This is a genomic window from Roseobacter sp. GAI101 (genome assembly GCF_000156335.1).
Lineage (GTDB): Bacteria > Pseudomonadota > Alphaproteobacteria > Rhodobacterales > Rhodobacteraceae > Sulfitobacter.
Genome location: NZ_DS999213.1, coordinates 2,651,725 through 2,677,162, shown reverse-complemented (window position 1 = coordinate 2,677,162; position 25,438 = coordinate 2,651,725). Strand labels below are relative to the sequence as shown.

Sequence of the window (25,438 nt, the reverse complement as noted above, 5' to 3'; positions counted from 1 at the left end):
GGCCTCAACTTTCTGCTCGTCGCTAATCTGTGTTAACTTCATTCTGCTTTTTAGCATAGTCCGATCTGCGGTCCATCATCATCCGCCCTTTCATGCGCGCGCGTGGTTTTGTAGACAGCACCAAGCCGAATGGGGGGGTTGCAGTGACCGACGAAAAAATCACACCGATGATGGCTCAGTATCTTGAGCTGAAAGCGCAATACGCAGAGGCGCTGTTGTTTTACCGCATGGGCGATTTCTACGAAATGTTCTTTGACGATGCCGTCGCCGCAGCCGAGGCTTTGGACATTGCGCTGACCAAACGCGGGAAACATGGCGGCGAAGACATCCCGATGTGTGGCGTGCCGTTTCATGCTGCCGAAGGGTATTTGCTGACCCTGATCCGCAAGGGGTTTCGCGTCGCAGTCTGCGAACAGATGGAAAGCCCTGCCGAAGCGAAGAAACGCGGTCACAAATCCGTGGTCAGACGTGATGTGGTCCGTTTGGTCACGCCCGGCACCCTGACCGAAGAATCCCTGCTCGAGGCGCGCCGGCATAATTACCTTGCCGCGTTTGCCGAAGTCCGCGACCAACATGCGCTGGCATGGGTCGACATCTCGACCGGGGCGTTTCACGTCATGCCGCTAACCTTGGCGCGACTGGGGCCGGAACTGGCAAGGCTTTCCCCGTCAGAACTGATCGTTTCTGACGCAAAAGAAGCGGAATTGCACGGGTTAGTCTCTGATTTCGATTTATCCCTCACGCCCCTCGCCCGGTCTGCCTTTGACAGCACCAGTGCTGAAAAAAGCATTTGTGATCTTTTCGGGATCGGATCGCTGGACGCATTCGGCAGCTTCAGCCGCGCCGATATTTCCGCCATGGGCGCGATCATCGACTATCTGGAGATCACGCAAAAAGGCAAACTCCCCCTTCTGCGCCCCCCGCAGAAAGAAGCTGAATCCCGCACAGTCCAGATCGACGCCGCCACACGGCGCAATCTTGAACTGACCCACGCCCTTACCGGTGGCCGCGCAGGCACGTTACTTTCGGTGATGGACAAGACGGTTACAGCAGGTGGCGCACGTCTTCTTGAACGACGCATCTCATCGCCTTCGCGTGTGCTAGACACGGTTCATGCCCGTCTGGACGCCATCAGCTTTGCCCACGAAAACCCGCGTTTCCGCGAGGATTTCCGCCAGCATCTGCGCAACGTTCCCGACCTGGATCGCGCCTTGTCCCGGCTGTCGCTTGACCGTGGTGGCCCCCGCGATCTGGCCGCCATCCGCAACGGGCTGACAGAGGCTGGCCATCTTGCGGACAAGGCCGATAGCGCCGATCTACCCGATCTGCTGTCTAATGCCGTCAAAGGTCTGCACGGACACGAAGCGCTGATTGATCTGCTGGACGAAGCCTTGATCGCCGAACCCCCGCTGCTGGCGCGCGATGGCGGCTTCATCGCCCAGGGTTATGATGCCGATCTTGACGAGGTGCGCACCCTGCGTGACGAAGGCCGCAGCGTCATCGCCCAAATGCAGCAGGAATTCGTCACCCTGACAGGCATTTCAGCGCTCAAGATCAAACACAATAATGTCTTGGGCTACTTCATCGAAGTGACCTCCACCCACGCCGAAAAGATGCTTTCGGCCCCCCTGTCCGAAAAATTCATCCACCGTCAGACAACCGCAAACCAGGTCAGATTCACGACCGTCGAACTCTCCGAGATGGAGACAAAGATCCTCAACGCCGGCAATCACGCGCTTGAGATTGAAAAACGGCTCTATGAAACGCTAAAACGTGCAATTATCGATCAGTCGGGGCCGATAGGTGTCGCTTCAGCCGGGCTCGCCGAAATAGATTTGGCGACCGCGCTTGCCGAGATTGCGCAAACTGAAAACTGGGTGAAACCGCGCGTCGACAATTCGCGGGCTTTCGATATTCAAGGCGGCAGGCATCCGGTCGTTGAACGCGCCCTTGCACAGCAATCGGGCGCGGCTTTCATCGCCAATGATTGCGCCCTGTCCGCTGATGCGGACAATGCGCATATCTGGCTGCTGACCGGTCCGAACATGGCTGGTAAATCGACCTTCCTGCGGCAAAACGCTCTTATCGCGTTGATGGCTCAGATGGGCAGTTTCGTCCCCGCTTCGGGTGCGCATATCGGCCTGATCAGCCAGATTTTCAGCCGCGTCGGTGCCTCCGACGATCTTGCCCGCGGGCGGTCCACCTTCATGGTGGAAATGGTCGAAACCGCCGCGATCCTGAACCAGGCAGATGATCGTGCCTTGGTGATCCTTGATGAAATCGGGCGCGGCACGGCCACCTATGACGGGCTTTCAATCGCTTGGGCCACGCTGGAACACCTGCACGATGTCAACAGATCCCGTGCCTTGTTCGCAACCCACTACCACGAAATGACAGCCCTTTCGACCAAACTGGACGGGGTCGAAAACGCGACCGTCACCGTCAAGGAATGGGAGGGAGAAGTCATTTTCCTTCACGAAGTGAAAAAGGGGGCCGCTGACAGGTCTTACGGCGTTCAGGTCGCACAGCTTGCCGGGCTGCCGCCATCGGTCATCGCGCGCGCGCGTGTCGTGCTTGAAGCGTTGGAGAAAGGTGAGCGCGAAGGCGGTGCCACCCAGAAAACCCTGATCGATGATCTCCCACTGTTTGCTGTGACACCCACGCCGCCGCCACAACCGCAGAAAACCTCCAAGGTCGAAGCCACCCTCGCCGGCATAATGCCAGACGAACTGACCCCGCGCGAAGCCCTTGATCTGCTCTATAAACTAAAAGAGGCGGCCAAAGATTGACCGCCTCCCTCGTATTCCAAATGGAAATAAATCCTCCCCGAAGGGTCCGGGGCTGGAAAAAATCGCCTTAGCTGGCGGTCATGGACGACACGCCCACCTGCGCCGGCCGCAACAAACGGTCGTGCAGCATGAAACCTTCTGCGGCGACCTGAATAATATCACCGGCTTTCGTGCCGGGTACCGGTGCCTCGAACATCGCCTGATGCAACTGAGGGTCAAATCGATCACCCACTTCAGGTGCGATCACTTCCATGCCGTGCTTTTTGAAAACGTTGACAAGCTCGCGCATTGTCAGTTCGATCCCTTCAAGCAATGCACTTGAGACGGTGCGCTGCTCTTCCGATGTCGTTTCAAGTGCGCGTTTCATGTTGTCGTAGACCGGCAACATGTCACGGGCCAGCTTCGACCCGCCATAGTTCTCAGCTTCGCGCCGGTCCTTGTCCGACCGTTTGCGCGCATTTTCAGCATCTGCCAACGCCCGCATAAAGCGGTCTTTCAACAGATCACGTTCCGCGCGCAACTGGTCCAGCTCCAGCGCTTCGTCGTCGATCTCTTCCATTTCAGATGCATAGGCTTCAGCCTCTGCATCATCAATGTCGTCCAAAAATTCGTTTTCTCTCGGCTCTGCCATAGTCCACCTCTAGCTGCGGTTGGAAATCAGTTTCCCAACCAGCTGCGCCGTGTAATTCACAATCGGCACGATACGTCCATAATTAAGGCGTGTGGGGCCAATCACACCGACGGCACCAATCACCTTACGATCTGCGTTCATATAAGGGGAAACCACCAGAGAGGAACCCGAAAGTGAAAAAAGTTTGTTCTCAGAACCAATAAAAATGCGCACACCGTCGCCTGCATCGGCCAGTTCAAGAAATTCGGCGATATCGCGCTTACGTTCGAGGTCGTCAAACAGCTGGCGGATCAGTTCGACATTCTCGGCCTCGCCCTCAGCGTTGATCAGATTCGACCGGCCCCGCACGATCAGACGTTCGGGATGTTCACCCTCGCCCTGCCAAAGGGCCAGCCCGCTTTCCACCAGCTGGCGTGCCAGAATATCAATCTCTTGGCGCCGCTGATTGATCTCGTTCGAGATCGCGCGCTGCAATTCGGATATCGTCTTGCCTTCGACCAAGGCGTTCAGAAAATTTGCCGCCTCTCGCATGCTGCTTGGCGTCTGTCCCGGCGGTGGCGTGAACAGCCGGTTTTCAACATGCCCGTCCGAGAAGACAAGCACGACCAAGGCTCTGTCCTGCGACAGAGAAACGAATTCGATATGCTTGATCGGCGCCTCGTGTTTGGGCGTCAACACCAGCGACGCCCCGCGCGTCACACCCGATAGCGCCGAACCGACACGGTCCAGGATCCCGCTGACATCCGCCCCGTTATCGCCCATCGTGGCGTCGATCTTCTCGCGGTCGATGTCCGTCGGATCTCCGATTTCAATCATCCCGTCGACGAACATCCGCAGTCCCATTTGTGTGGGAATCCGTCCCGCGCTGACATGGGGACTTCCCAGCAGCCCCATGTATTCGAGGTCCTGCATCACATTGCGAATGGTCGCCGCGCTGACCTTTTCGCTAAAGTCGCGTGTCAATGTCCGCGACCCCACAGGATCGCCATTCGCCAGATAGCCTTCGACCACACGACGGAACACTTCGCGCGACCGGTCATTCATTTCGTCCAGAACTGTAGGTGTTTTTTCCATGATGCCCCAATAAAGGGGCTCGGGGGGCAAACGTCAATCGGGGTTGCATCAAGATGGCGTGCAGAGTTATCCCCAATGCAACTTATAAAGGATGATCTTATGCGCCCCTCTGGCCGAAAACTTGACGAAATGCGTGCTGTGTCCGTGGATACGGACTTTACCAAACATGCCGAAGGTTCTGCCCTGATCAAGATGGGCGGAACCCATGTCCTGTGCACCGCGACGATCGAAGACCGTGTGCCGCCCTTTATCAAAGGGTCCGGCCTGGGCTGGGTCACAGCGGAATACGGCATGTTGCCCCGCGCAACCAACACACGGATGCGTCGCGAGGCCGCAATGGGCAAGCAAGGCGGCCGTACCGTGGAAATCCAGCGCCTGATCGGTCGTGCCTTGCGTGCCGGCGTGGACCGCAGCGCCCTTGGTGAACGTCAGATCACTATTGATTGCGATGTTTTGCAGGCCGATGGCGGCACACGTTGTGCGTCCATCACCGGTGGGTGGATTGCGCTTAAACTGGCGGTCAACAAGCTGATGAAAGCGGGCGATGTCGTGAATGATCCGCTGGCCGATCCGGTTGCGGCGATCAGCTGCGGTATCTATGCTGGCCAGTCCGTCCTTGATCTGGACTACCCCGAAGATTCCGAGGCTGGCGTTGACGGAAACTTCATCATGACCGGCACAGGCCGTTTGATCGAAATCCAGATGAGCGCGGAAGGATCGACTTATTCCCGCGATCAGATGAACCAATTGATGGATCTTGCTGAAAAAGGTGTGTCCGAGCTGGTTGAAATTCAGAAAGCGGTAACGAAATGACTCGGAGATTTACGGGCGATCAGATCCTGATCGCCACCCACAACGCGGGAAAACTGCAGGAAATGGCTGAACTATTCGCCCCTTTCGGCGTACGCGTTGTGGGGGCCGCCGAAATGAATCTGGCGGAACCGGAAGAAACTGAAGACAATTTTATTGGTAATGCCCGGATCAAAGCCGTCGCTGCGGTCAAGGCGACCGGCCTGCCCGCCCTTGCCGATGACTCTGGGATCGAGGTCGAGGCGCTGGATGGTGCTCCCGGCGTCTACACCGCCGACTGGTCTGAAACCCCCAATGGGCGCGATTTCGTTATGGCGATGACGAAAACCCACAACCTTCTTGAGGAAAAGAACGCCCCCCATCCGCGCCGTGCACGGTTCTGCGCGACACTTGTGCTGGCCTGGCCCGACGGGCACGAAGAAATCTTTGAGGGTACAGTAAACGGAAAATTGGTTTGGCCGATGCGCGGCGAGATCGGACATGGATATGACCCGATATTCCAGCCTGACGGCTACGATCAGACCTTCGGCGAAATGACCCATGACGAAAAGAACAAGATCAGCCACCGCGCGGATGCCTTCGCCAAACTGACCTCTGCCTGTTTTGACTGAAGACTGGCGTCAGGGCGGTTTCGGCCTCTATATCCACTGGCCGTTTTGCGAGGCGAAATGCCCTTATTGTGACTTTAACAGCCATGTTAGCCGCACAATTGATCAACAAGCTTGGCGCGACGCCTACTTGCTCGAGCTTGAACGCGGTGCCGCCGAAACCAAAGGGCGCGTGTTGAACGCAGTGTTCTTTGGTGGAGGCACCCCCAGCCTGATGGACCCCGAAATTGTCGCGGATGTCATCGCTGCGATCTATCGGCTGTGGCCGGTGGCAAATGATCTTGAAATCACGCTCGAGGCAAACCCCGGATCAGTTGAGGCTGGACGGTTCAAAGGCTTTCGGGATGCTGGTGTAAATCGGGTGTCTATGGGCATTCAAGCACTGAACGACACAGATCTTAGGAAACTTGGTCGTATCCACAACACGACCGAGGCACTGGCCGCGTTTGACATCGCCCGATCCACTTTTGATCGTGTAAGTTTTGACCTGATTTACGGGCGCCAAAACCAAACATTGTCCGAGTGGAAGACAGAGCTAAAGCAGGCCCTATCCTTGGCGATAGACCATATATCTTTGTATCAGCTGACCATCGAACAAGGCACCGCTTTTGGCGATCGCTACGCGGTCGGAAAACTGCGTGGTCTGCCCGATGATGACCTGGGCGCGGATATGTACGCCGCGACGCAGGAGATTTGCGATCAGATGGGAATGCCTTCCTACGAGGTTTCCAACCATGCAAGGGATAGCGCGCAATCGCGACATAATCTGATCTACTGGCGCTATGGCGATTATCTGGGCATTGGGCCCGGTGCCCATGGAAGGTTAACCAAAGGCGGGGATCGCTTTGCGACTGAATGCTTTAGCAACCCAAAGCGCTGGCTTGATGCCGCGGTTTCGGGTTCAACTGAAAAGCCCCGCGAACAGCTTGCAAAGTCGGACCAGGCGAGCGAGTTTTTGATGATGGGCCTGCGCCTTAAGGAAGGCGTCGATCTAAAGCGGTATGAAGCCCTTGCTGGTTCGCCACTGTCGGCAAAAAAAATCATCCGGATGCAGGACATCGGGATGATTTCAATTTCTGGTGACCGATTAACCGTTACAAATCAAGGTTTTATGGTCCTTAACGCGATCTTGGAAGAACTATTGTCGGATTAGTGAGCGGACAAGAGCCGGCAAATTTCGTCCAACTCCTCCATCGTCTTGTAGGTCAGAACCATTTGGCCCGCTTCCTGTCCTGGCTTATGATTCAGCGTCACTTTAAGCCCAAGATTTGCTGACAAATCTCCCTCAAGCGCACGGGTGTCAGCGTCTTTTTCCTCAGCCGAAGAACGCACTTTTCTGACAGGTGTTTCCGCATCCCCCGCCTGCGCCTTCTTAACCAATGCCTCTGCTGCACGAACCGACAAGCCGCCTGCAATAATCTGGTTGGCCAATTTCAACGGATCATCTGCCGTCACCAAAGTGCGGGCATGACCGGCGGACAAATCACCTTTGCGAACCATCTCAAGAACCGTCTCGGGCAGGTTCAAAAGACGCAAAAGATTCGCGATGTGGCTTCTGCTTTTCCCCAGGGCTTCGGCCATTTTTTCTTGAGTATGTCCAAAGCGATCCATCAATTGACGGTATCCAGCAGCCTCTTCGACAGAGTTCAAATCCGCGCGCTGAATATTTTCGATGATGGCGACTTCCAACACCTCGACGTCAGTAAATTCACGAATAATGACCGGAAGCTGGTGAAGTTGCGCCATTTGTGAGGCGCGCCAGCGGCGTTCGCCAGCAACAATCTCAAACGATCCGTCTTCGCGACGGCGCACGATCAAGGGTTGGATGACGCCCTTTTCCCGGATTGAATTGGCAAGATCGTTCAAATCCTCAGGGTCAAAACGCTTTCGCGGCTGCTCGGGGTTCGGCGAAATCTGCTCGATCGGAACATACTGCTCAGCTGACCCTTTCTCGGTTACCGTCTGCGTTTCCGCAACATCGGCCATCAAAGCCGAAAGTCCGCGCCCAAGGCCCCGACGTTTGTCTCTCTCTGCCATAGTTTAATACCCCCTTAAATCACACTATTTACCAAGATTTCCTTGGCGAGTTCCCGGTATGCCTTGGCACCCTTCGACCCGGTATCATAGCTCAGCACCGGCATCGCAAAACTGGGTGCTTCGCTGACACGGACGTTTCGTGGAATTACTGTTTTGTAGACCAATTCGCCCAAGTTGCTGCGTGCGTCCTGTTCGACCTGTTGCGACAGATTGTTGCGCTGATCGTACATGGTCAGCACAATGCCCTCGATCCGCAGATCCTTGTTACCGCTTTGCCGCACCTCACGAATTGTCAACATCAACTGCGACAGACCTTCGAGTGCGAAGAATTCACTTTGCAACGGCACCAGCACGGAATGCGCGGCAATCATCGCGTTGACCGTCAACAGGTTGAGAGATGGCGGGCAATCAATCAATATATAGTCGAATGCATAGCCATCCATCTGCGTCTGGCGAAGCGCATCATGCAATAGAAAACTGCGCTTTTCGTTCGAAATCAGCTCAAGATCAGCGGAGCTAAGATCAACGGTAGCAGGAACGATGTGCAGACCTTCTGTCTGTGTGGTCAAAATCACCTGATCTAGCGCCACATCCTCCAAAAGAAGCTCATAAGTCGTGAACTCTCGATCCTCAAGTTCAATTCCAAGCCCCGTTGACGCGTTCCCTTGGGGATCCAGGTCGACAACAAGAACCCGATGGTCCATTTCAACCAGCGCGGCAGCAAGGTTTATCGTCGTCGTCGTTTTACCGACGCCGCCCTTCTGGTTTGCAACGGCGATAATCTTTGGCCCGGAGGGGCGCGACAGATCAGACATGCGAGATTTCCTTGATCCTGAGCACGGCGGCGGATGGGTCTGTTTGGCTAGGTATTGGATCGCACTCAAAATGCCAAGCCACTCTGGCGTCGACTTCCTCGGCCTTCCAATTTGACCCTTTGGGAAATACGGCGACACCGTTCTTTGCCAGGTGCAAGTCGGCAAACCCCAAGAGAGCTTTCAGGTCAGCGAGTGCCCGAGCAGACAAGACATCTGCCTCTAGTGGTTCGATTTTCTCGATCCGGTCATTGATTACGGAGGCATCTATACCCAGTTCACGTATAGCCGTTCGAAGGAACGCGCATTTTCGCTGATCGCTTTCCACCAAAGTAAATTTCGTAGACCGGCCATCTTGCTGCGACATAAGCGCAAGAACGATGGCTGGAAAGCCACCCCCACTTCCCAGATCAACCCAGTGCCTTCCGATTGGCGCGTGCTGATAAAGCTGTAATGAGTCTTGGATATGACGTTCCCACATATTCGGGATGCTCGACTTTGAAATTAGGTTTATTTTTGCAGTCCATTTTTCAACAAGCTGCGCAAACTGACCGAGCTTCTCGGATGTTTCACGTGAAACATAGTCGTCCAAATTATCGATCACGCTGATTTCTTTCGCGCATCGCGCTTCAGATGGGATAGCAACAGCGTCAGTGCAGACGGTGTCATACCATCTATTCGCGCTGCCTGCGCCAGGTTTGTTGGCCTAACTCTGATCAACTTTGACTTAAGTTCGTTGGACAATCCATCAATCGGCGCATAATCAAAGCCATCCGGTATCAAATGTGCTTCATCCTTTTGCAACACATCAATATCACGCTGCTGCCGCGCAATGTAATTCGCGTAAAGTGCATCACGCTCCACTTGCCGCCTCGTTTCCTCGTCAACGGCCTCAAGTCTTGGATCCAACGGTATCAGGTCTTCAAACTTTACGTCGGGAAAAGACAACAACTGGAAGCCCGTACGTTTAGACCCATCTTGATTAATCTTGATGCCGGATTCCTCAATAACTTTCGGAGAAAACTTGTCGCTCTGCAACAGGTCTGTCGCTTCCTTCAATCGTTTCATTTTCTCCGAAAAAACTTCAGCGCGTGTGGTGGTAGTGCATCCAAGTTCAATAGCAAGTGGCGTCAACCGCTGATCCGCATTGTCAGCCCGTAGGGAAAGCCGAAACTCCGCGCGTGACGTAAACATGCGATATGGCTCGGTAACGCCCCGTGTCGTCAAATCATCTATCATCACGCCGATGTAACTTTGCGATCGGCTGAAAATGACGGGATCCTTCCCTTGAGACGCCAATGCAGCATTAAGCCCGGCAACCAATCCTTGGCCAGCAGCCTCCTCGTATCCCGTCGTGCCGTTGATTTGTCCAGCCAAATACAAGCCTGGAACCGATCTTACCTTCAACGTCAGATCAAGCGCCCGAGGATCTACATAGTCGTATTCAATCGCGTATCCCGGCTGAAGAATCTCAACGTTTTCAAGGCCTTCCATTGATCGCACATAAGCAAGCTGAACATCTTCAGGGAGTGATGTAGAGATGCCGTTTGGATAGATCGTATGATCATCCACCCCCTCGGGCTCTAGAAACACTTGATGCGAGGTCTTATCAGAAAACCGCACGACTTTATCTTCGATAGATGGGCAGTATCGGGGGCCGACACCTTCGATATGACCACCATACATCGCTGACCGCGACAGGTTTTCGCGAATGATGTCGTGGGTCTTTTCATTTGTATGCGTTATTCCGCACGATATCTGCTTTGCCGTTGGGGCGGTCGACAGAAACGAGAAAAGCGTTGGCTCTTCATCACCGGGTTGCGATTCAAGTTTGGCCCAGTCAATGGTCCGCCCATCCAACCGTGGTGGTGTTCCCGTTTTCAATCGGCCGAGCGGCAGATTAAAGGAATCGATCCGCTCGGCGAGCTTGACCGAAGCTTTATCCCCCATCCGGCCACCGGACCTGGAGACATCCCCGATATGTATCACGCCGCGAAGAAAAGTCCCAGTGGTCAGGATCACTGCTTTCGCAAAAACCTCTGATTGGTCAGCCAGCACAACTCCGGACACAGCTTCACCCTGCATCATGAAATCGACGACTTCGCCCTCAATAATAGTTAAGTTTTCCTGCCGCTCCGTTTCCAAGAGCATTTCGGTGCGATAAATCTTTCGATCCGCTTGCGTGCGCGGCCCCTGCACTGCCGGGCCTTTCCGACGGTTAAGCAACCTGAATTGGATACCTGCCTTATCGGCGACCCGTCCCATGACGCCGTCCATCGCATCAATCTCGCGAACAAGGTGGCCCTTGCCCAACCCACCGATTGCAGGATTACAAGACATCACTCCGATTCCGTCTCGCGACATGGTGACAAGAGCGGTAGCCACGCCCATACGCGCTGCGGCGTGGGCGGCTTCGGCACCTGCATGGCCGCCTCCAATAACGATGACGTCAAAATGTTTCACGTGAAACACTCCATTTATTTACCTAAACAAAAGCTCGAAAAGATCACATCCAACAGGTTTTCAACGTCAATCCGACCGACAAGAGCTTCCAACGCCCGAATCGAATGGCGCAGTTCCTCTGAAGCTATATCATATTGATCGGGGCCGTGATCCAGTACTGACATGGAAACCGACAATCCGTCGGCGGCTTTCTGCAATGCCACGCGATGTCTCTCGTGGGTCGCCAGTCCGGCTGTCAAACTCCGCGCACCTAATATTGCTTGCACCGTTGATATAAGCTGAGAGACCCCCTGCCCGGTTGTACCAGAAATCGCACCTTCCGCGCTGTCGCGCAGATCGGCCTTTGGACGCATACGGATATCTTCTGGCAAAGCAGCCACAGGAAGATCCTCGTCGTCCTCTACAAGGAAAATCCGCAGATCCGCATCGGCTGCGCGTTTTAGCGCCCGTTCAATACCAATGGCCTCAACCTCATCAGCACCGTCGCGCAATCCCGCGGTGTCCAATAGCGTAACAGGAAGGCCGCCAAGGTCCATACGGACCTCAATCACATCACGAGTCGTTCCCGCAACAGCGGAGGTGATCGCGGCATCACGACCGGCAAGCGCGTTCAGCAAGGTTGATTTTCCAGCGTTCGGCCGCCCGATTATTGCCACCTCGAAACCCGTCCGGATACGCTCTGCAGTATGCGTGCCCGCGATCTCTTTCAGCAAATCATCGTTAACGTCTCTCAGAAGTCCTCTAACTTCGGGCGAAACGTCGACGGGAACATCCTCATCTGCAAAATCGATCGTGACCTCAAGCAGAGCGGCCGCACGGATCAGTTTCTCGCGCCACGCATCAACCCGTTGACCAAGATGCCCAGAAAGCACCCTAAGCGCTTGTTTTCGCTGCGCTTCTGTTTCGGCCTCGATCAGGTCACCAAGGCCCTCGACCTGCGTCAAGTCAAGCTTTCCATTTTCCATGGCGCGGCGGGTGAATTCACCAGGTTCAGCAAGCCGCGTGTCGGGGAATGTCGACAACAAAGCCAAAACGGCGCGCACGACTGCGATGCTCCCATGAAGATGCAGTTCCACTACATCCTCGCCCGTAAAGCTGCTTGGGCCTTTGAATGTCAGAACCAGCGCGCTGTCGATGACGCCGCCGTCCTGGCCAATGATCGGCCGAACGGCAGCCTGTCGCACCTCTGGCAGAGGAAAAGCGATCTTTTCAGCAATATCAAACGCCTGCGGACCAGAGATACGAACCACGCAAACCCCGGCACGCCCCTGCGCCGTGGCTTGAGCGAATATCGTATCCATAAGACTTAACCTACTGTTATAATTAGATAACTTAGGTGTTCATCGAATCAAAGAAGTCTGAATTCGACTTGGTTTGCTTGAGTTTCCCGAGGAGGAATTCGATGGCATCCGTCGTGCCCATCGGGTTCAGAATCCGGCGCAACACAAAGGTTTTCTGAAGATCGACCTTGTCGATCAACAGGTCTTCTTTCCGCGTCCCGGACTTGAGGATATCGATCGCCGGGAAGACGCGCTTGTCCGCAATCTTGCGATCCAGAACGATCTCAGAGTTGCCGGTCCCTTTGAATTCTTCAAAGATGACTTCGTCCATCCGGCTACCTGTGTCGATCAATGCCGTCGCGATAATGGTCAGCGAACCGCCTTCTTCGATATTGCGCGCCGCACCAAAGAAACGTTTGGGCCGCTGAAGGGCATTTGCATCCACACCACCGGTCAAAACCTTGCCGGACGACGGCACAACCGTGTTGAACGCACGGCCCAGACGGGTGATCGAATCAAGCAAGATCACGACGTCACGCTTGTGTTCGACCAGACGCTTGGCCTTTTCGATTACCATCTCGGACACGGCAACGTGGCGCGTCGCGGGTTCGTCGAAGGTAGAGGAAACAACCTCACCCTTCACACTGCGCTGCATGTCGGTGACTTCTTCGGGGCGTTCATCGATCAGCAGAACGATCAAATAGCATTCAGGATGGTTTTTTTCGATAGAATTGGCGATATTTTGCAGCAGAACTGTCTTACCCGTGCGCGGCGGGGCGACGATCAGACACCGTTGGCCTTTGCCGATCGGTGCAACCAGATCGATGATCCGGGCAGAGCGGTCCTTGATCGTGGGGTCTTCGACCTCCATCGTCATGCGCTCGTCGGGGTAAAGCGGCGTGAGGTTTTCAAACGCAACCTTGTGACGGGCTTTTTCAGGGTCTTCAAAGTTAATCTTGGTGACTTCAGTCAGGGCAAAGTAACGCTCTGTGTCGTCTGGTGCCTTGATAAGGCCCTCAATCGTGTCCCCGGTGCGCAAGGAATGCTGGCGCAGCATTTCAGGCGAAAGGTAAATGTCATCGGGGCCCGGCAGGTAGTTCGCTTCGGGCGACCGCAGGAAGCCAAAGCCGTCTTGCAAAACTTCCAACACACCGTCACCGGAGATTTCCCAGCCTTCATCCGCGCGTTCGCGCAGGATCTGGAACATCATCTCGCCTTTGCGCATGGTCGAGGCGTTTTCGATCTCAAGCTCTTCGGCCATCGCCAGAAGGTTCTTGGGGGTCTGCGCCTTTAGATCAGCGAGGTTCAGCGTTTCGATTGTCATGGAAATATCCTGTTCCGGCCCAATGGAATCGGGCGGGTCGTGTCATCAAATTTGGCAGGCAAATGCAGCCCCGGACGGGGTACGACAAAAGCCATACTTCAAAGGGGGGGTTTCGTCAATCCGCTTAGAATTTCACCACGACGGACAGCACGATCAGGATCATCAGCACCGTCGGCACTTCGTTCATCATCCGGTACTGGCGGCCTGTCAGACTGTTTTGGCCCGCAGCAAAGCCTTTGACACGCGCGGACAGCCATTCATGGAACCCTGTCATTGCAATCACCCCCGCAGCCTTGGTCCAGGGCCACACCATCGACCAATCGACGATCCCGGGGGTGAACACCAGGCAAAGCCCGAAGATCCACGTGGCGATCATCGCAGGGCGCATGATCACCTTTGACAGTTTGTATTCCATCATCGCGAACAGCTCGTGGGTTTCCCCGGCCAGGCCCACCCGTTCCGTATGATGAACCAGAAGCCGCGGCAGATAGAACAGCGCCGCCATCCACGAAATAACGGCCATGATATGGATCGACTTCGTCCAAGGATAGGCGAGGGCCAGAATGTCAGACATGTCGTGCTCCGTTCGGTGTGATCCTTCTATAATAAATAAGAAGAGAAGAAAGATGATGATGTAAGTAGGGTAGCCAATTTCTGTGGATTAATGAGATATGCGCGGGCTTATCCACCTGTGTGTGATAAACGAAGGGTGACGGTGACAACTAAATCACCTACTAACTTTAATTAAAAATATCAATGCTTTAATGAGAATCCAGAGAATATTTAGACATGATAACTGTGTGGATAAGTCTAGGGTTATCTGTTTTCAGGGTGCTACAGCTTTATCCTTATCCCTCGCAGTATAATTCGCGAAACTTGGCGCGAAGAATACGATTTTTCCAAAGACCGACGGCAACTCTCGCAATCTGAGGGATAAGTCCCTAAAAACTTCCTAACTTCACACACAGGTTATCAACATGGCCCAAACGCTTATCCTTGCCTCAGGCTCAAGCATCAGAACGCAGTTGCTGCGGCAGGCAAATGTCGCCCACGAGATCAGCGTCGCGCGAATTGACGAAGAAATGATTAAGACAGCACTGATTTCGGACGGTGCCGCGTCGCGCGACGTCGCCGATACCTTGGCCGAGATGAAGGCCCGCAAGGTCAGTGACAAGAATCCCGGTGCCCTGGTGTTGGGTTGTGATCAGGTTCTGGATCATCGTGGCAGCCTTTTCTCCAAGCCCGCGACGCCCGAGGATGCGATTGCCCAGCTTACCGCCCTGCGCGGGGATCGCCACAGCCTGCTTTCTGCTGCAGTCATCGTGGAAAATGGCAAACCGATCTGGCGGCACATTGGTCAGGTGCGTTTGCGGATGCGCGATGCCTCTTACGCCTATATCGCGGATTACGTGGCGCGCAACTGGGACAGCATCCAGCATGCCGTCGGGGCCTATAAGCTGGAGGAAGAAGGCGTCAGGCTGTTCAGCAGTATTGAAGGCGATTACTTTAATGTCTTAGGGTTGCCGCTGTTGGAACTGCTTAACTATTTGACGCTCCGGGGGGATTTGACCGCATGAGCTTGCCCAAGATACCGCTTGCCGCCGTAATCGGATCCCCGATTGCACATTCGAAATCCCCTCAGATACACGGGCATTGGCTGAGCACCCTCGGGATTCAAGGGGCTTACATTCCGATGGATGTCGCGCCCGAAGATCTGGAGCAGGTTCTCCGGACCCTCCCCAAGATGGGCTTTGTCGGGGCGAACATCACGATCCCGCATAAAGAGGCGGTGATGGAAATGGTCGATGTCATTACTGACCGCGCGGCTCTGATCGGGGCGGTAAACACGCTGACCTTTCGCGCTGACGGAAAGATCATGGCAGATAATACTGACGGCTACGGGTTCATCGAAAACCTGCGCGCTGGCGCACCGTCGTGGGTTCCGGCGGACGGACCTGCCGCCGTTCTAGGTGCAGGTGGCGCTGCGCGTGCCGTAATTGCGTCGCTTTTGGATGCAGGTGTACCGGAAATCCTGCTGTCCAACCGCACGCGTGTCCGGGCGGATCGGCTGAAATCGGTGTTTGGCGGCCGTGTGACTGTCTATGACTGGGTGAAGGCCGGCAATATGCTGGACCACGCGGCGCTGGTCGTGAACACCACATCGCTCGGGATGATCGGCAAACCGGCGTTGCGCGTGCCGCTGGACGGGTTGCGGCCGTCGATGGTCGTGACCGATCTGGTCTATGCCCCGCTGAAAACAAAGCTTCTTGAGACAGCCGAAGAGGCGGGGTGCACCACCGTCGATGGTCTTGGCATGTTGCTGCACCAGGCGGTGCCGGGTTTCGAGAGGTGGTTTGGTACCCGACCCCAAGTTGATCGCGCCACCCGCGCGGCGGCGTTGCGCTGATGTTTATTCTGGGGCTCACCGGGTCGATCGGCATGGGAAAATCCACGACGGCGGCCATGTTTGCCGACGCGGGCTGTGCGGTATGGGATGCCGATGCTGCCGTGCACCGGCTGTATTCAAGGGGCGGTGCGGCTGTGCCAGCGTTCCAGGCGGCATTTCCCGATGCCGTGATCGATGGCGAAGTTTCCCGGCCTGCGTTGAAAGACATCATCAGCCAGGACCCCACCGCCCTGAAAAAGATCGAAGCGATCGTGCATCCGTTGGTCGGTCAGGACCGGGCGTCTTTTTTGGAGAACGCGCAGTCCGATATTGTCGTGCTCGACATTCCGCTGATCTTTGAAACCGGCGGAAATAAACGGATGGATGCGGTTGCATGTGTCACTGTTCCAGCGGGAACACAGCAAGAGCGCGTGATGGCACGCGGGACAATGACGCTTGAACAGTTCGAAAACATCCGTGCCAAGCAGATGCCCAATGCTGAAAAATGCGCGCTTGCGGACTATGTGATTGAAACAGATACCTTGGACCATGCCCGTGCGCAGGTTCTGGCCATCATCGACGACATCAAAGGAAAATTGACCCATGCGTGAGATCGTTCTTGATACCGAAACCACCGGATTTGACCCCGAAAGCGGTGACCGGATCGTCGAGATCGGTGCAGTTGAACTGATGGGCCACATGGCAACAGGCAAAACCTATCACCAATATATCAACCCCGAACGCGGCATGCCGGACGAGGCTTTTCAAGTGCACGGTCTGGGCGATGATTTCTTGCGCGACAAGCCCAAGTTTGCCCAGATCGGTCAGGACTTCCTTGATTTCATTGGCGATTCCAAGCTGATCATTCACAACGCCGCCTTCGACATCAAATTCCTGAATGCCGAGCTTAAGTGGATGGGGCTGCCACAGATCCCGTGGGCCCAGGCGCTGGATACGCTTGCCATTGCGCGCAAACGCTTTCCCGGATCGCCCGCATCGCTGGATGCGCTGTGCCGGCGGTTCAACATCGACAACACGTCGCGCACCTTGCACGGTGCCTTGCTGGACAGTGAAATTCTGGCAGAAGTTTATCTGGAATTGATCGGCGGGCGCCAGCCTGACTTTGGCCTGTCAAACCAGCCTCAGCGCAAAGAGGGCGATACCTCGGTGGATTGGACGCCAAAACCACGGCCGAACCCCCTGCCCTCGCGGATTTCGCAGGACGAAGCCGCCGCCCATGCTGAGTTTGTCAGCAAACTGGGCGACGGCGCTGTTTGGAAAACGCTTTAAGCGTCGGCTTTTGGCGGATTTTCCGCCTGACGACGCGCGATTTCGTTCCGGTACAAGGCGACGAAATCGATGTTCTCAAGGTTCAGCGGCGGGAAGCCACCGTCGCGGGTGATGTCGCTGACAACACGGCGCAGGAACGGGAAGACCATGCGGGGGCATTCGATCAGCAAGAACGGGTGCATCTGATCTTCGGGTACATTTTCGATGTGGAAAATACCGACATAGTCGATCTCGAGAAGAAACAGCGTCGCGTCGCCGTCTTTGGCCTTTGACGTCACCTGCAGCTTGATTGCGGATTCATACTGGTTTTCGGCAGACCGCTTTTTTGCATCCAGATTGACCTGAACCTGAACGTCGGGCTGGACGTCCGATGGTGCGCCTTTTTGCGCCATGATGTTCTCAAAGGACATGTCACGGATGAATTGACCCAGAATGCGCATTTGCGGCTGTGGGGCTTGGGTCGGGGCGGTTGTTGCTTCTTCAGCCATCTATGGGGCTCCTTGGATACGAAAATAATTCACGCGGGCATACCAGCTTCGTGGCCTGCGCTCAATGCTTTGTCCAGCCAGAGGGGTGTTGCGAAAGCCGTTCTTCTTCGGAAAGCTCGTGATATTCGCCATCAATGATGTCCCCTTGCATGGGGCGCCGTGGATCACGTTGCGGATTTTGGCCAAAACCGCCTGACATGTTCACATTCCCGCTGACCTTGATTTTGCTGCGGACAGCCTGGAACGCGGCCTTGCGGATGCCCGGCACCAGCAGCGCAAAACCGACGGCATCGGTGAAAAACCCGGGCGTCAGCAGTAGGGCACCGGCAAACAGGATCATCGCACCATGCACCAGCGGTTCCGTCGGGTCACGCACTTCGGATAGGGATGCCTTGATCTGACCAAGCGCCATCGCACCTTGCGTGCGCATCAACGAAGTCCCGAGGATCGCGGTCAAGACGACGATCGCCAACGTCCAACCGAGGCCAATTGCCCCACCTACCTGAATGAATAGTGTTATTTCTATCAACGGCACAGCGATAAACGCTAAAAATAGCCACATGGCCAGGGTCCTTTCATAAGGGCCAGAGTGGACTTGGCCCGGTTCACACCCTACATAAGGTCCAACGACCGATGTTTCCATCTTTCTCACCAAGAGGTACCTATGAATTCGCCCATGATACAGCTTCTGGTGCTTGCCGGTATCGCAGTGTTTCTGATCCTGCGTTTGAAAAATGTGCTTGGCACACGCGAAGGTTTCGAGAAAAAGCCAGAAATCGACGCGAAACCCCAAAAGCCTTCCGGCCCGGCGTTCGAAGTGATCGAAGGCGGACCTGATCTTGATATCACCGACCACGCGCCCGAAGGGTCTGACACTGCACTGGCTCTGGCCGAAATGAAGCGGGTCGAACCGTCCTTTGGCGTCAGCGATTTTTTGGGGGGTGCCCGCGGTGCCTACGAGATGATCGTGATGGGCTTTGAGCATGGCAATCTGGACGACATCAAACCGTTCCTGTCCGAAGACATCTTCGACAGCTTCGTTGATGGCATCGCTGCCCGCGAGGATCAGGGCCTGACCGTGGAATCCACCTTCATCGGCATTCGCGAGATGGAACTGGAGAATGCCACGATGGACAAGGCGACCAAAGAGGCAGAGCTGACGATCCGCTTTGTGGCCGAAATGACGTCGGTCGTGAAAGACAAAGACGGCATGGTGATCGAAGGCAGCCCGACCGAGGTCAAACGTCAAAAGGATACGTGGGTCTTCGCGCGTGTCATGGGTTCGGATGATCCAAATTGGTTGCTCGTTTCTACAGACGGTTAAGGCGTGCCTGTGTGGGTACAGTGTTGTGGGCGGGCCTGATGGTGCCGCCCGCTTCTGCTGATGTGACCTATACGGTGATGGATTTTTCCGACCTCAAGGGATGGGAGACCGACGATCACGCCGCTGCGTTGCAGACATTCCGGAACACTTGCGGCGATATGCGCGACGTCGACTGGGGCAACCTGTGCAAATTCGCGCAGTCCGATCCTGACCCGCGCCAGTTCTTTGAACTTTTCTTTCGCCCTGTCTTGATCGACGACGGGCAAGATGCGCTGTTCACCGGTTATTTCGAACCGGAACTTGATGGCGATCTGTCGCCTTCACCGCGCTACCGCTATCCTATCTACGCCATGCCGCCAGAGGCAAAGGAAAGCAATCCGTGGCTGACACGGCGCGACATCCTTGGCACCGACGTAATGAAGGGCCGTGGCCTTGAAATCGCCTATGTCGATGATCCGGTTGAACTTTTCTTTCTGCAAATTCAGGGTTCGGGCCGTATCCGTCTGCCCGACGGGAATTTCCTCCGCGTCGGTTATCGTGGTGCCAACGGGCATCCGTACCGGTCCATCGGCGTCGAACTGGTCCGGCGCGGTGTCTATGAGGCCCATCAGGTCAGCGCCGACGTGATCAAGAACTGGGTGCGCCGCAACCCTGATGAAGGGCGCGAACTGCTGTTTCACAATCCGTCCTATGTTTTCTTCCGTGAGGTCAGCCAGGTACCTGCGGATCAAGGCCCGCTGGGCGCGATGAACCGGTCTGTCACGACCAAGCGCACGATCGCGGTGGACCCGGATTTCGTCAGGCTCGGGTCGCCGGTATGGATCGAAAAGGAAGGTGCTAAGCCGCTGAACCGTTTGATGATCGCCCAAGACACCGGATCGGCGATCAAGGGCGCACAGCGCGCCGATGTATTCTTTGGAACGGGCGACAAGGCTGGCCGCGAGGCGGGCAAACTGCGTGATCCCGGCCGCATGTTGGTACTGATGCCAATCCAGCGCGCCTATGCCCTGCTGCCGGAGTCGTTGCTATGAAGCGCAAGCGGCTGAACAAGGATGACCTGTCGCTGTGGAAAAAGGTGACCGAGCGGACAGAGAAGTTGGACATGAACCAGCTTTTCCGCCCCGAAATCGATGGACCGCCGCCAAGCGCCCCGCAGATCCGGAAATCAACGTCGATCATTCTGGGCAAGCCTTCTCCGAAACCGCGGCGTAACACCCACGATCTGGCGCCGTCCCTGCCCGATCAGCTTAGGCAGCAGCCGGTTCAGATGGACAGCAAGGCCTTTACCAGACTGAAGCGCGGCAAACTAAGCCCCGAAGGCCGGATCGATCTGCACGGCATGACCCTGGACCGCGCCCACCCTGCCCTGACACGCTTTATTCTGAATGCGCACAAGAACGGTAAACGGCTGGTTCTGGTCATCACCGGCAAGGGCAAGATGCGCGACGAAGGTGGCCCGATCCCTGTGCGCCACGGCGTCCTTCGCCATCAGGTGCCGCAATGGCTGGCGATGGCACCGCTGGCCAGCGCCGTCATGCAGGTCAGCCAGGCGCATATCAGCCATGGTGGCGGCGGTGCCTATTACGTCTATCTGCGGCGTCATCGCTGAAAGCTGCCCAACCTGCGTTGATCCAGTCTGCCTTGATATTTCAAGACGCCTGCTGTCGCCATGATTGCGGCAATGACATAGTAAATCGCGATCGGGATCATCTGTTCAGGGAAATTCACGCCCAGATCAATGAAGAGCCCGGTAACCCCCGGACCGATCGCTGATCCGAATACCATAAGCGCCGCTGCAACCGCCTTGATCGACCCGATGTACCGCGTGCCGTAGAACTCGGCCCAAAAGACCGAAGTTGCCGTGGCCTGCATCCCCTGTCCAACGCCAAAGATCATCAGCCCAACGCCCGCCATGGCGATCGTATCGGCATAGGCCAGCACTGCAAACGACAGGGCAAAGGGCAGCATTTGTACCGGCGTCACGCGGTTCACGCCAAAACGGTCGACGGCCCAGCCGGAAACGAAAGTCGAGATTACAGAAGTAATAGTATAAAGCGGCATCAGGGCAACGAAACTGACCAGTGACCAGCCTTTGACCTCGGTCAGGTGCACTTGCTGAAAGAACAGCGCGGTCCCCCACGCAGCAGGCCCGATGATCATCGGGATCATCAGCCAGAACAGCCCGTGGCGCATCATTTGCAACCGCGTCCAGTGATGTCCGTCCATTCCTGCCACTTGCGTGGTTTCCGCCATCGATTGCGGTGTGCGTTCCTGCCGCAGCAGCATCAGCATCACAGGCATGGTGATCAGCACCAGACAGGCTGCCAGCACCCACAGGCTGCGCCAGTGAAAGCTGGCGAAAAGGGCCACAAACACGACCGGCAGCACCGCCTGCCCCATCGCAAAGCCCATTGATGACAGTGAAAGCGCCTTGCCCCGGGTCGCCTCGAACCAGCGCACCATGGCGACGGCACCCAGTTGCGACATCATCCCCTGGCCGGTCAGGCGAAGCGCGTAAATGACAAAGATCAGCGCGATCCAGTTCGGCACAGCCGCCATCGCCAGACAGGCCGTCGCCAGCGCGATCATCACCCAGAATGACAGACGCCGAACGCGGAACCGGTCAGTCAGAACTCCTGCCCAAACCATCGTAATGGCAGAAAGCGTCGTACCGATGGTGTAGATACCGCCCCACTGGCCATCGCTCAGATCAAAACTTCCCTTAATCTCGCCTGCGAAAAGCGAGATGAAATAGGTCTGCCCATAGGACGAGGTGAAGGTCAGCAGGAATCCCGCCAACAGAAACAGCCAATTGGCGCGGATAAACTGAAGGTAAGCCATGCGCCATCATTCTCAGGCGCATGCCAGAATGAAAAGACCTAAAGAACGTAGCGCGACAGATCGGTGGATCTGGTCAGTTCACCCAGGTTCTTTTCGACGAAATCGCCATCGACGACGACTGTTTCACCGCTGCGGTCCGGCGCGGTGAACGACAGTTCCTCGAACACCCGCTCCATCACGGTATAAAGCCTGCGGGCACCGATGTTTTCAATGGACTGGTTCACGTCCGCCGCGATCTTGGCCAGCGCCTTGATCCCTTCGTCGGTAAAGGAGACCGTCACCTCTTCGGTGCCCATCAGGGCAGTATATTGCAGCGTCAGCGCATTGTCGGTTTCCGTGAGGATACGCACGAAATCATCTTCGGTCAGGGCGCGCAGTTCGACCCGGATCGGCAGGCGCCCCTGCAGTTCAGGCAGCAGATCGGACGGTTTCGCAACATGGAAAGCGCCCGAGGCGATGAACAGGATATGGTCGGTTTTGACCGCGCCGTATTTCGTCGAAACGGTGGTGCCTTCAATCAAGGGCAGCAAATCGCGCTGCACCCCTTCGCGGGACACGTCGCCGCCACGCGCATCAGAGCGGGCGCAGACCTTGTCGATTTCGTCCAGAAACACGATGCCGTTCTGTTCGACCGTATCAATCGCGGCGCGGTTCACGGTTTCATCATCCAGCAGCTTGTCGGCTTCTTCGCCAATCAGCACCTCATAGCTTTCGGCAACGGTCAGCCGTTTCTTGACCTTGCGTCCGCCCATGGCTTTGCCGAACAGATCGCCAAGGTTCATCATCCCCATGCCGCCGCCAGGCTGGCCGGGAATGTCCATGGTCGGAAAGGGCGACGACGTATCGGTGACCTCAAGGTCGATCATCGTCGCGTCCAACTCGCCTGCTTTGAGCTTTTTGCGGAACATGTCGCGGGTCCCTTCACGGGCATCGGCACCCGCTATGGCATCAATCACACGTTCTTCGGCGGCCTTGTGGGCGCTGACCTTGACGTCTTCGCGCATGTGATCGCGGGTCATGATGATCGCGCTATCGACAAGATCACGGATGATCTGTTCAACATCACGGCCAACATAGCCAACTTCGGTGAATTTGGTCGCTTCAACCTTCAGAAAGGGTGCGCGGGCCAGTTTCGCCAGACGCCGGCTGATCTCGGTCTTGCCGACACCGGTGGGTCCGATCATCAGGATGTTCTTTGGATACACCTCGTCACGCAGATCATCGCCAAGCTGCTTGCGGCGCCAACGGTTGCGCAGGGCAACGGCGACGGCGCGTTTGGCGTCTTTCTGGCCAATGATAAAGCGGTCGAGTTCGGATACGATTTCGCGGGGGGTCAGATCGGTCATTGTTTGATTTTCTCCACCGTCAGGTTTCCATTGGTATAGACGCAGATGTCCGCCGCGATCTTCATCGCGTCGCGGGCAATGGTTTCCGCATCACGTTCGCTGTCCATCATGCCACGGGCCGCCGCCAGCGCGTAATTCCCGCCGGATCCGATGGCCGCGACGTCATGTTCAGGCTCAAGCACATCACCGGCACCTGTAATGACCAGCAGTTCGACACCATCGGTGACGATCAACATCGCCTCAAGCTTTTGCAGATACTTGTCGGTCCGCCAGTCCTTGGCCAGTTCGACGCTTGCGCGGGCCAGCTGACCCGGCGTCGCCTCAAGCTTGGCTTCAAGGCGTTCCAGCAGGGTAAAGGCGTCGGCGGTCGATCCGGCAAAGCCTGCGACCACGTCAAACCCACCGGGGCTAAGCCTTCGTACCTTGCGGGCAGTGCCCTTGATCACGGTTTGGCCAAGGCTGACCTGCCCGTCACCTGCAATCACGACTTCACCGGCTTTTTTCACACCGATGATGGTGGTCCCGTGCCATCCGGGGAATTCTTTGCTCGACATGCGCGGTCTCCTTTTTGCATGCCCTATATGGCCGTAGGAAAGCCGCGCCACAAGGGCAGGGTCCCTTGTGGCGAAGACTTGCCACCGCTAGCCTTCCCGCATGACCCAAGAGCCAACCGTTCATTTCTTGCTCGAACCCGACCTGCGCAAAGCGGCGCAAGCCGGGGCGCATCCGTTTATTGCGAAAATGGCGCTAGTGTTGGAATCCGCCAGCTTTAGGGTCGCATATCGGGATCATGGCGACACGGACCGCAGCCCTGAAACCTATACGCTTGGCCATATGAAAGTCCCGCCCAGCCAGCGCGGCCTTATCTTCCGACGGGTCTATGAATACCCGTTCTGGCAAATCGAAGGTTCTGCCGAGCGGTGGGAATGGGATGCCGCCAAAGCCCGGTTCGATCCGGCGCTGGTGTCTGATCAGGACGCCACACCGTTTTACGCATTCTGGCAAAAACGTCTGTATCAGGACGCGCCAAGTCGAACATCGCGCGAGGGGTTCATCTATGTTCCCTTGCAAGGGCGTCTAAGGGATCATCGGTCGTTTCAATCCTGTAGCCCGCTTGAGATGATCGAACAGTGCCTTGCCCATGATCCTTCCCGTCAGGTGGTCGCCACGATCCACCCGAACGAGGTCTATTCAGATGCGGAAATCGCCGCACTCGAGGCGCTGGAACGCAAACACAAGCGGCTGTGTGTCGATGTGGGGAATATGGTGCCGCTGCTGCAAGGCTGCGACTATGTGGTCACGCAGAATTCAAGCGTTGCCTATGCGGGATATTTTTTCGGCAAGCCTGCGTTGCTGTTCGGCAAGATCGACTTTCATCACATCGCGGTCCAGGCCGACATGGACAATCTGGCGCACAGCTTTGCCCAAGCGGCCGAAGCCACGCCGGACTATGCGAAATATCTGTATTGGTTCTGGCAGGATCAAAGCATCAACGCCGGGCGCGATGACGTCTATGCCAAGATCACGGCGCGGTTCCGCCGTTTTGGCTGGCCCATAGACTAAGGGCGCGCCGTTTCCGACACGCCCTTTGAAATTCTCGGGTCGCCAAAGGCTTAGATCGACTCTTCGATCCAGCTTTGCAAGGCTGCCTTGGGGCGTGCGCCTGCCATGTTCGACACGACTTCGCCACCTTTGAAGATGAACAATGCCGGAATGCCGCGAACACCCATCTGTGCCGGGCTGTTCGGGTTTTCGTCGACGTTGACTTTGACGATCTTTACCTTGCCGTCCATTTCAGCGGACAGTTCCTCGAGCGAGGGACCGATCTGCTTACATGGGCCGCACCATTCTGCCCAAAAATCCACGACTACGGGGATATCGGAATTCTTAACTTCGGCTTCGAATGTTGCGTCTGTGACTGCGACGGTGGCCATG

27 protein-coding genes are annotated in these 25,438 nt (G+C 56.1%); 12 read left to right on the top strand and 15 right to left on the bottom strand.

The genetic code is table 11. From position 1 onward, the window contains the following. Positions 1-167 precede the first annotated feature (167 nt). On the top strand, positions 168-2,789 hold the full coding sequence (gene mutS / locus RGAI101_RS12445; RefSeq protein ID WP_037229521.1) for a DNA mismatch repair protein MutS: 2,622 nt from the start codon (positions 168-170) through the stop codon (positions 2,787-2,789). A 67-nt stretch (positions 2,790-2,856) separates the two neighbouring features. Here the strand turns inward: mutS and RGAI101_RS12440 are convergent, their stop codons facing one another. Further along, complete coding sequence (locus RGAI101_RS12440) at positions 2,857-3,420, bottom strand: nucleotide exchange factor GrpE (RefSeq protein WP_008228001.1); 564 nt, start codon at positions 3,418-3,420, stop codon at positions 2,857-2,859. A 9-nt stretch (positions 3,421-3,429) separates the two neighbouring features. After that, positions 3,430-4,494, bottom strand: coding sequence for a heat-inducible transcriptional repressor HrcA (gene hrcA, locus RGAI101_RS12435; protein WP_008227798.1), 1,065 nt, complete (start codon positions 4,492-4,494; stop codon positions 3,430-3,432). Between the two features lie 99 nt (positions 4,495-4,593). Between hrcA and rph the strand changes: the two genes are divergently transcribed. Genes rph through hemW form a run of 3 tightly spaced genes read left to right on the top strand, consistent with a single transcriptional unit; the run spans position 4,594 to position 7,065 of the window. Then, the gene (gene rph / locus RGAI101_RS12430; RefSeq protein ID WP_008227221.1) at positions 4,594-5,307 is read left to right on the top strand and encodes a ribonuclease PH; all 714 of its coding nucleotides are present in this window, start codon (positions 4,594-4,596) and stop codon (positions 5,305-5,307) included. After that, positions 5,304-5,915 (top strand): RdgB/HAM1 family non-canonical purine NTP pyrophosphatase, encoded by a 612-nt coding sequence (gene rdgB, locus RGAI101_RS12425; RefSeq protein ID WP_008226739.1) that lies wholly within the window; start codon positions 5,304-5,306, stop codon positions 5,913-5,915. The genes rph and rdgB overlap by 4 nt, the downstream gene beginning before the upstream one ends. Next, a complete protein-coding gene (gene hemW / locus RGAI101_RS12420; RefSeq protein ID WP_008227937.1) occupies positions 5,908-7,065 on the top strand; it encodes a radical SAM family heme chaperone HemW in 1,158 nt (385 codons plus the stop codon). The genes rdgB and hemW overlap by 8 nt, the downstream gene beginning before the upstream one ends. On the opposite strand, the gene RGAI101_RS12415 is transcribed toward hemW, so the two are convergent. The 7 genes from RGAI101_RS12415 to RGAI101_RS12385 form a co-directional block, all read right to left on the bottom strand. Then, positions 7,062-7,949 carry a ParB/RepB/Spo0J family partition protein gene (locus tag RGAI101_RS12415; RefSeq protein ID WP_037228151.1) on the bottom strand — a complete coding sequence of 296 codons (888 nt, stop codon included), beginning with the start codon at positions 7,947-7,949 and terminating at the stop codon, positions 7,062-7,064. The two genes, hemW and RGAI101_RS12415, sit on opposite strands and share 4 nt — an antisense overlap. Before the next feature lie 14 nt (positions 7,950-7,963). After that, positions 7,964-8,764 (bottom strand): ParA family protein, encoded by an 801-nt coding sequence (locus RGAI101_RS12410; protein WP_008229464.1) that lies wholly within the window; start codon positions 8,762-8,764, stop codon positions 7,964-7,966. Continuing rightward, on the bottom strand, positions 8,757-9,365 hold the full coding sequence (gene rsmG / locus RGAI101_RS12405; protein ID WP_037228148.1) for a 16S rRNA (guanine(527)-N(7))-methyltransferase RsmG: 609 nt from the start codon (positions 9,363-9,365) through the stop codon (positions 8,757-8,759). Before rsmG ends, RGAI101_RS12410 begins: the two co-directional genes overlap by 8 nt. Then, complete coding sequence (mnmG, locus tag RGAI101_RS12400; protein ID WP_008228642.1) at positions 9,362-11,233, bottom strand: tRNA uridine-5-carboxymethylaminomethyl(34) synthesis enzyme MnmG; 1,872 nt, start codon at positions 11,231-11,233, stop codon at positions 9,362-9,364. Before mnmG ends, rsmG begins: the two co-directional genes overlap by 4 nt. 5 nt (positions 11,234-11,238) lie before the next feature. Continuing rightward, positions 11,239-12,525, bottom strand: coding sequence for a tRNA uridine-5-carboxymethylaminomethyl(34) synthesis GTPase MnmE (gene mnmE, locus RGAI101_RS12395; protein ID WP_008229081.1), 1,287 nt, complete (start codon positions 12,523-12,525; stop codon positions 11,239-11,241). Positions 12,526-12,556: 31 nt separating this feature from the next. Then, positions 12,557-13,828 carry a transcription termination factor Rho gene (rho, locus tag RGAI101_RS12390; RefSeq protein WP_008227575.1) on the bottom strand — a complete coding sequence of 424 codons (1,272 nt, stop codon included), beginning with the start codon at positions 13,826-13,828 and terminating at the stop codon, positions 12,557-12,559. Between the two features lie 124 nt (positions 13,829-13,952). Next, positions 13,953-14,402, bottom strand: a complete 450-nt coding sequence (locus RGAI101_RS12385; protein WP_008229078.1) for a CopD family protein — start codon at positions 14,400-14,402, stop codon at positions 13,953-13,955. A 403-nt stretch (positions 14,403-14,805) separates the two neighbouring features. Between RGAI101_RS12385 and RGAI101_RS12380 the strand changes: the two genes are divergently transcribed. Genes RGAI101_RS12380 through dnaQ form a run of 4 tightly spaced genes read left to right on the top strand, consistent with a single transcriptional unit; the run spans position 14,806 to position 17,504 of the window. Continuing rightward, entirely contained in the window at positions 14,806-15,405 is a 600-nt protein-coding gene (locus tag RGAI101_RS12380) for a Maf family protein (RefSeq protein ID WP_008229266.1), read from the top strand. After that, the gene (locus RGAI101_RS12375; RefSeq protein ID WP_008227230.1) at positions 15,402-16,235 is read left to right on the top strand and encodes a shikimate dehydrogenase; all 834 of its coding nucleotides are present in this window, start codon (positions 15,402-15,404) and stop codon (positions 16,233-16,235) included. Before RGAI101_RS12380 ends, RGAI101_RS12375 begins: the two co-directional genes overlap by 4 nt. After that, a complete protein-coding gene (gene coaE, locus RGAI101_RS12370; RefSeq protein ID WP_008227598.1) occupies positions 16,235-16,825 on the top strand; it encodes a dephospho-CoA kinase in 591 nt (196 codons plus the stop codon). The genes RGAI101_RS12375 and coaE overlap by 1 nt, the downstream gene beginning before the upstream one ends. Further along, on the top strand, positions 16,818-17,504 hold the full coding sequence (gene dnaQ, locus RGAI101_RS12365) for a DNA polymerase III subunit epsilon (RefSeq protein ID WP_008225044.1): 687 nt from the start codon (positions 16,818-16,820) through the stop codon (positions 17,502-17,504). The genes coaE and dnaQ overlap by 8 nt, the downstream gene beginning before the upstream one ends. Here the strand turns inward: dnaQ and secB are convergent. Then, positions 17,501-17,992, bottom strand: a complete 492-nt coding sequence (gene secB, locus RGAI101_RS12360; protein WP_008225835.1) for a protein-export chaperone SecB — start codon at positions 17,990-17,992, stop codon at positions 17,501-17,503. The two genes, dnaQ and secB, sit on opposite strands and share 4 nt — an antisense overlap. Before the next feature lie 61 nt (positions 17,993-18,053). Continuing rightward, the gene (locus tag RGAI101_RS12355; protein ID WP_037228142.1) at positions 18,054-18,554 is read right to left on the bottom strand and encodes an FxsA family protein; all 501 of its coding nucleotides are present in this window, start codon (positions 18,552-18,554) and stop codon (positions 18,054-18,056) included. Between the two features lie 102 nt (positions 18,555-18,656). Here RGAI101_RS12355 and RGAI101_RS12350 point away from each other — a divergent pair, with 102 nt between their 5' ends. Genes RGAI101_RS12350 through RGAI101_RS12340 form a run of 3 tightly spaced genes read left to right on the top strand, consistent with a single transcriptional unit; the run spans position 18,657 to position 20,925 of the window. After that, positions 18,657-19,316: a Tim44/TimA family putative adaptor protein gene (locus tag RGAI101_RS12350; RefSeq protein WP_008226296.1), complete on the top strand. Its 660-nt coding sequence runs from the start codon at positions 18,657-18,659 to the stop codon at positions 19,314-19,316. 38 nt (positions 19,317-19,354) lie between these two features. Continuing rightward, a complete protein-coding gene (gene mltA / locus RGAI101_RS12345) occupies positions 19,355-20,347 on the top strand; it encodes a murein transglycosylase A (RefSeq protein WP_050763256.1) in 993 nt (330 codons plus the stop codon). Continuing rightward, on the top strand, positions 20,344-20,925 hold the full coding sequence (locus RGAI101_RS12340; RefSeq protein WP_008226219.1) for a Smr/MutS family protein: 582 nt from the start codon (positions 20,344-20,346) through the stop codon (positions 20,923-20,925). The genes mltA and RGAI101_RS12340 overlap by 4 nt, the downstream gene beginning before the upstream one ends. Here the strand turns inward: RGAI101_RS12340 and RGAI101_RS12335 are convergent. Genes RGAI101_RS12335 through hslV form a run of 3 tightly spaced genes read right to left on the bottom strand, consistent with a single transcriptional unit; the run spans position 20,916 to position 24,057 of the window. Next, complete coding sequence (locus RGAI101_RS12335; RefSeq protein WP_008229166.1) at positions 20,916-22,157, bottom strand: MFS transporter; 1,242 nt, start codon at positions 22,155-22,157, stop codon at positions 20,916-20,918. The genes RGAI101_RS12340 and RGAI101_RS12335 overlap by 10 nt on opposite strands. A gap of 38 nt (positions 22,158-22,195) precedes the next feature. Next, positions 22,196-23,503 carry an ATP-dependent protease ATPase subunit HslU gene (hslU, locus tag RGAI101_RS12330; RefSeq protein WP_008227189.1) on the bottom strand — a complete coding sequence of 436 codons (1,308 nt, stop codon included), beginning with the start codon at positions 23,501-23,503 and terminating at the stop codon, positions 22,196-22,198. Further along, positions 23,500-24,057: an ATP-dependent protease subunit HslV gene (hslV, locus tag RGAI101_RS12325; RefSeq protein WP_008226680.1), complete on the bottom strand. Its 558-nt coding sequence runs from the start codon at positions 24,055-24,057 to the stop codon at positions 23,500-23,502. The genes hslU and hslV overlap by 4 nt, the downstream gene beginning before the upstream one ends. 100 nt (positions 24,058-24,157) lie before the next feature. On the opposite strand from hslV, the gene RGAI101_RS12320 reads away from it, so the two are divergent. Further along, a complete protein-coding gene (locus RGAI101_RS12320; protein ID WP_008229089.1) occupies positions 24,158-25,066 on the top strand; it encodes a hypothetical protein in 909 nt (302 codons plus the stop codon). A gap of 50 nt (positions 25,067-25,116) precedes the next feature. Here the strand turns inward: RGAI101_RS12320 and trxA are convergent, their stop codons facing one another. Beyond that, on the bottom strand, positions 25,117-25,437 hold the full coding sequence (trxA, locus tag RGAI101_RS12315) for a thioredoxin (protein WP_008227101.1): 321 nt from the start codon (positions 25,435-25,437) through the stop codon (positions 25,117-25,119). Position 25,438 lies beyond the last annotated feature (1 nt).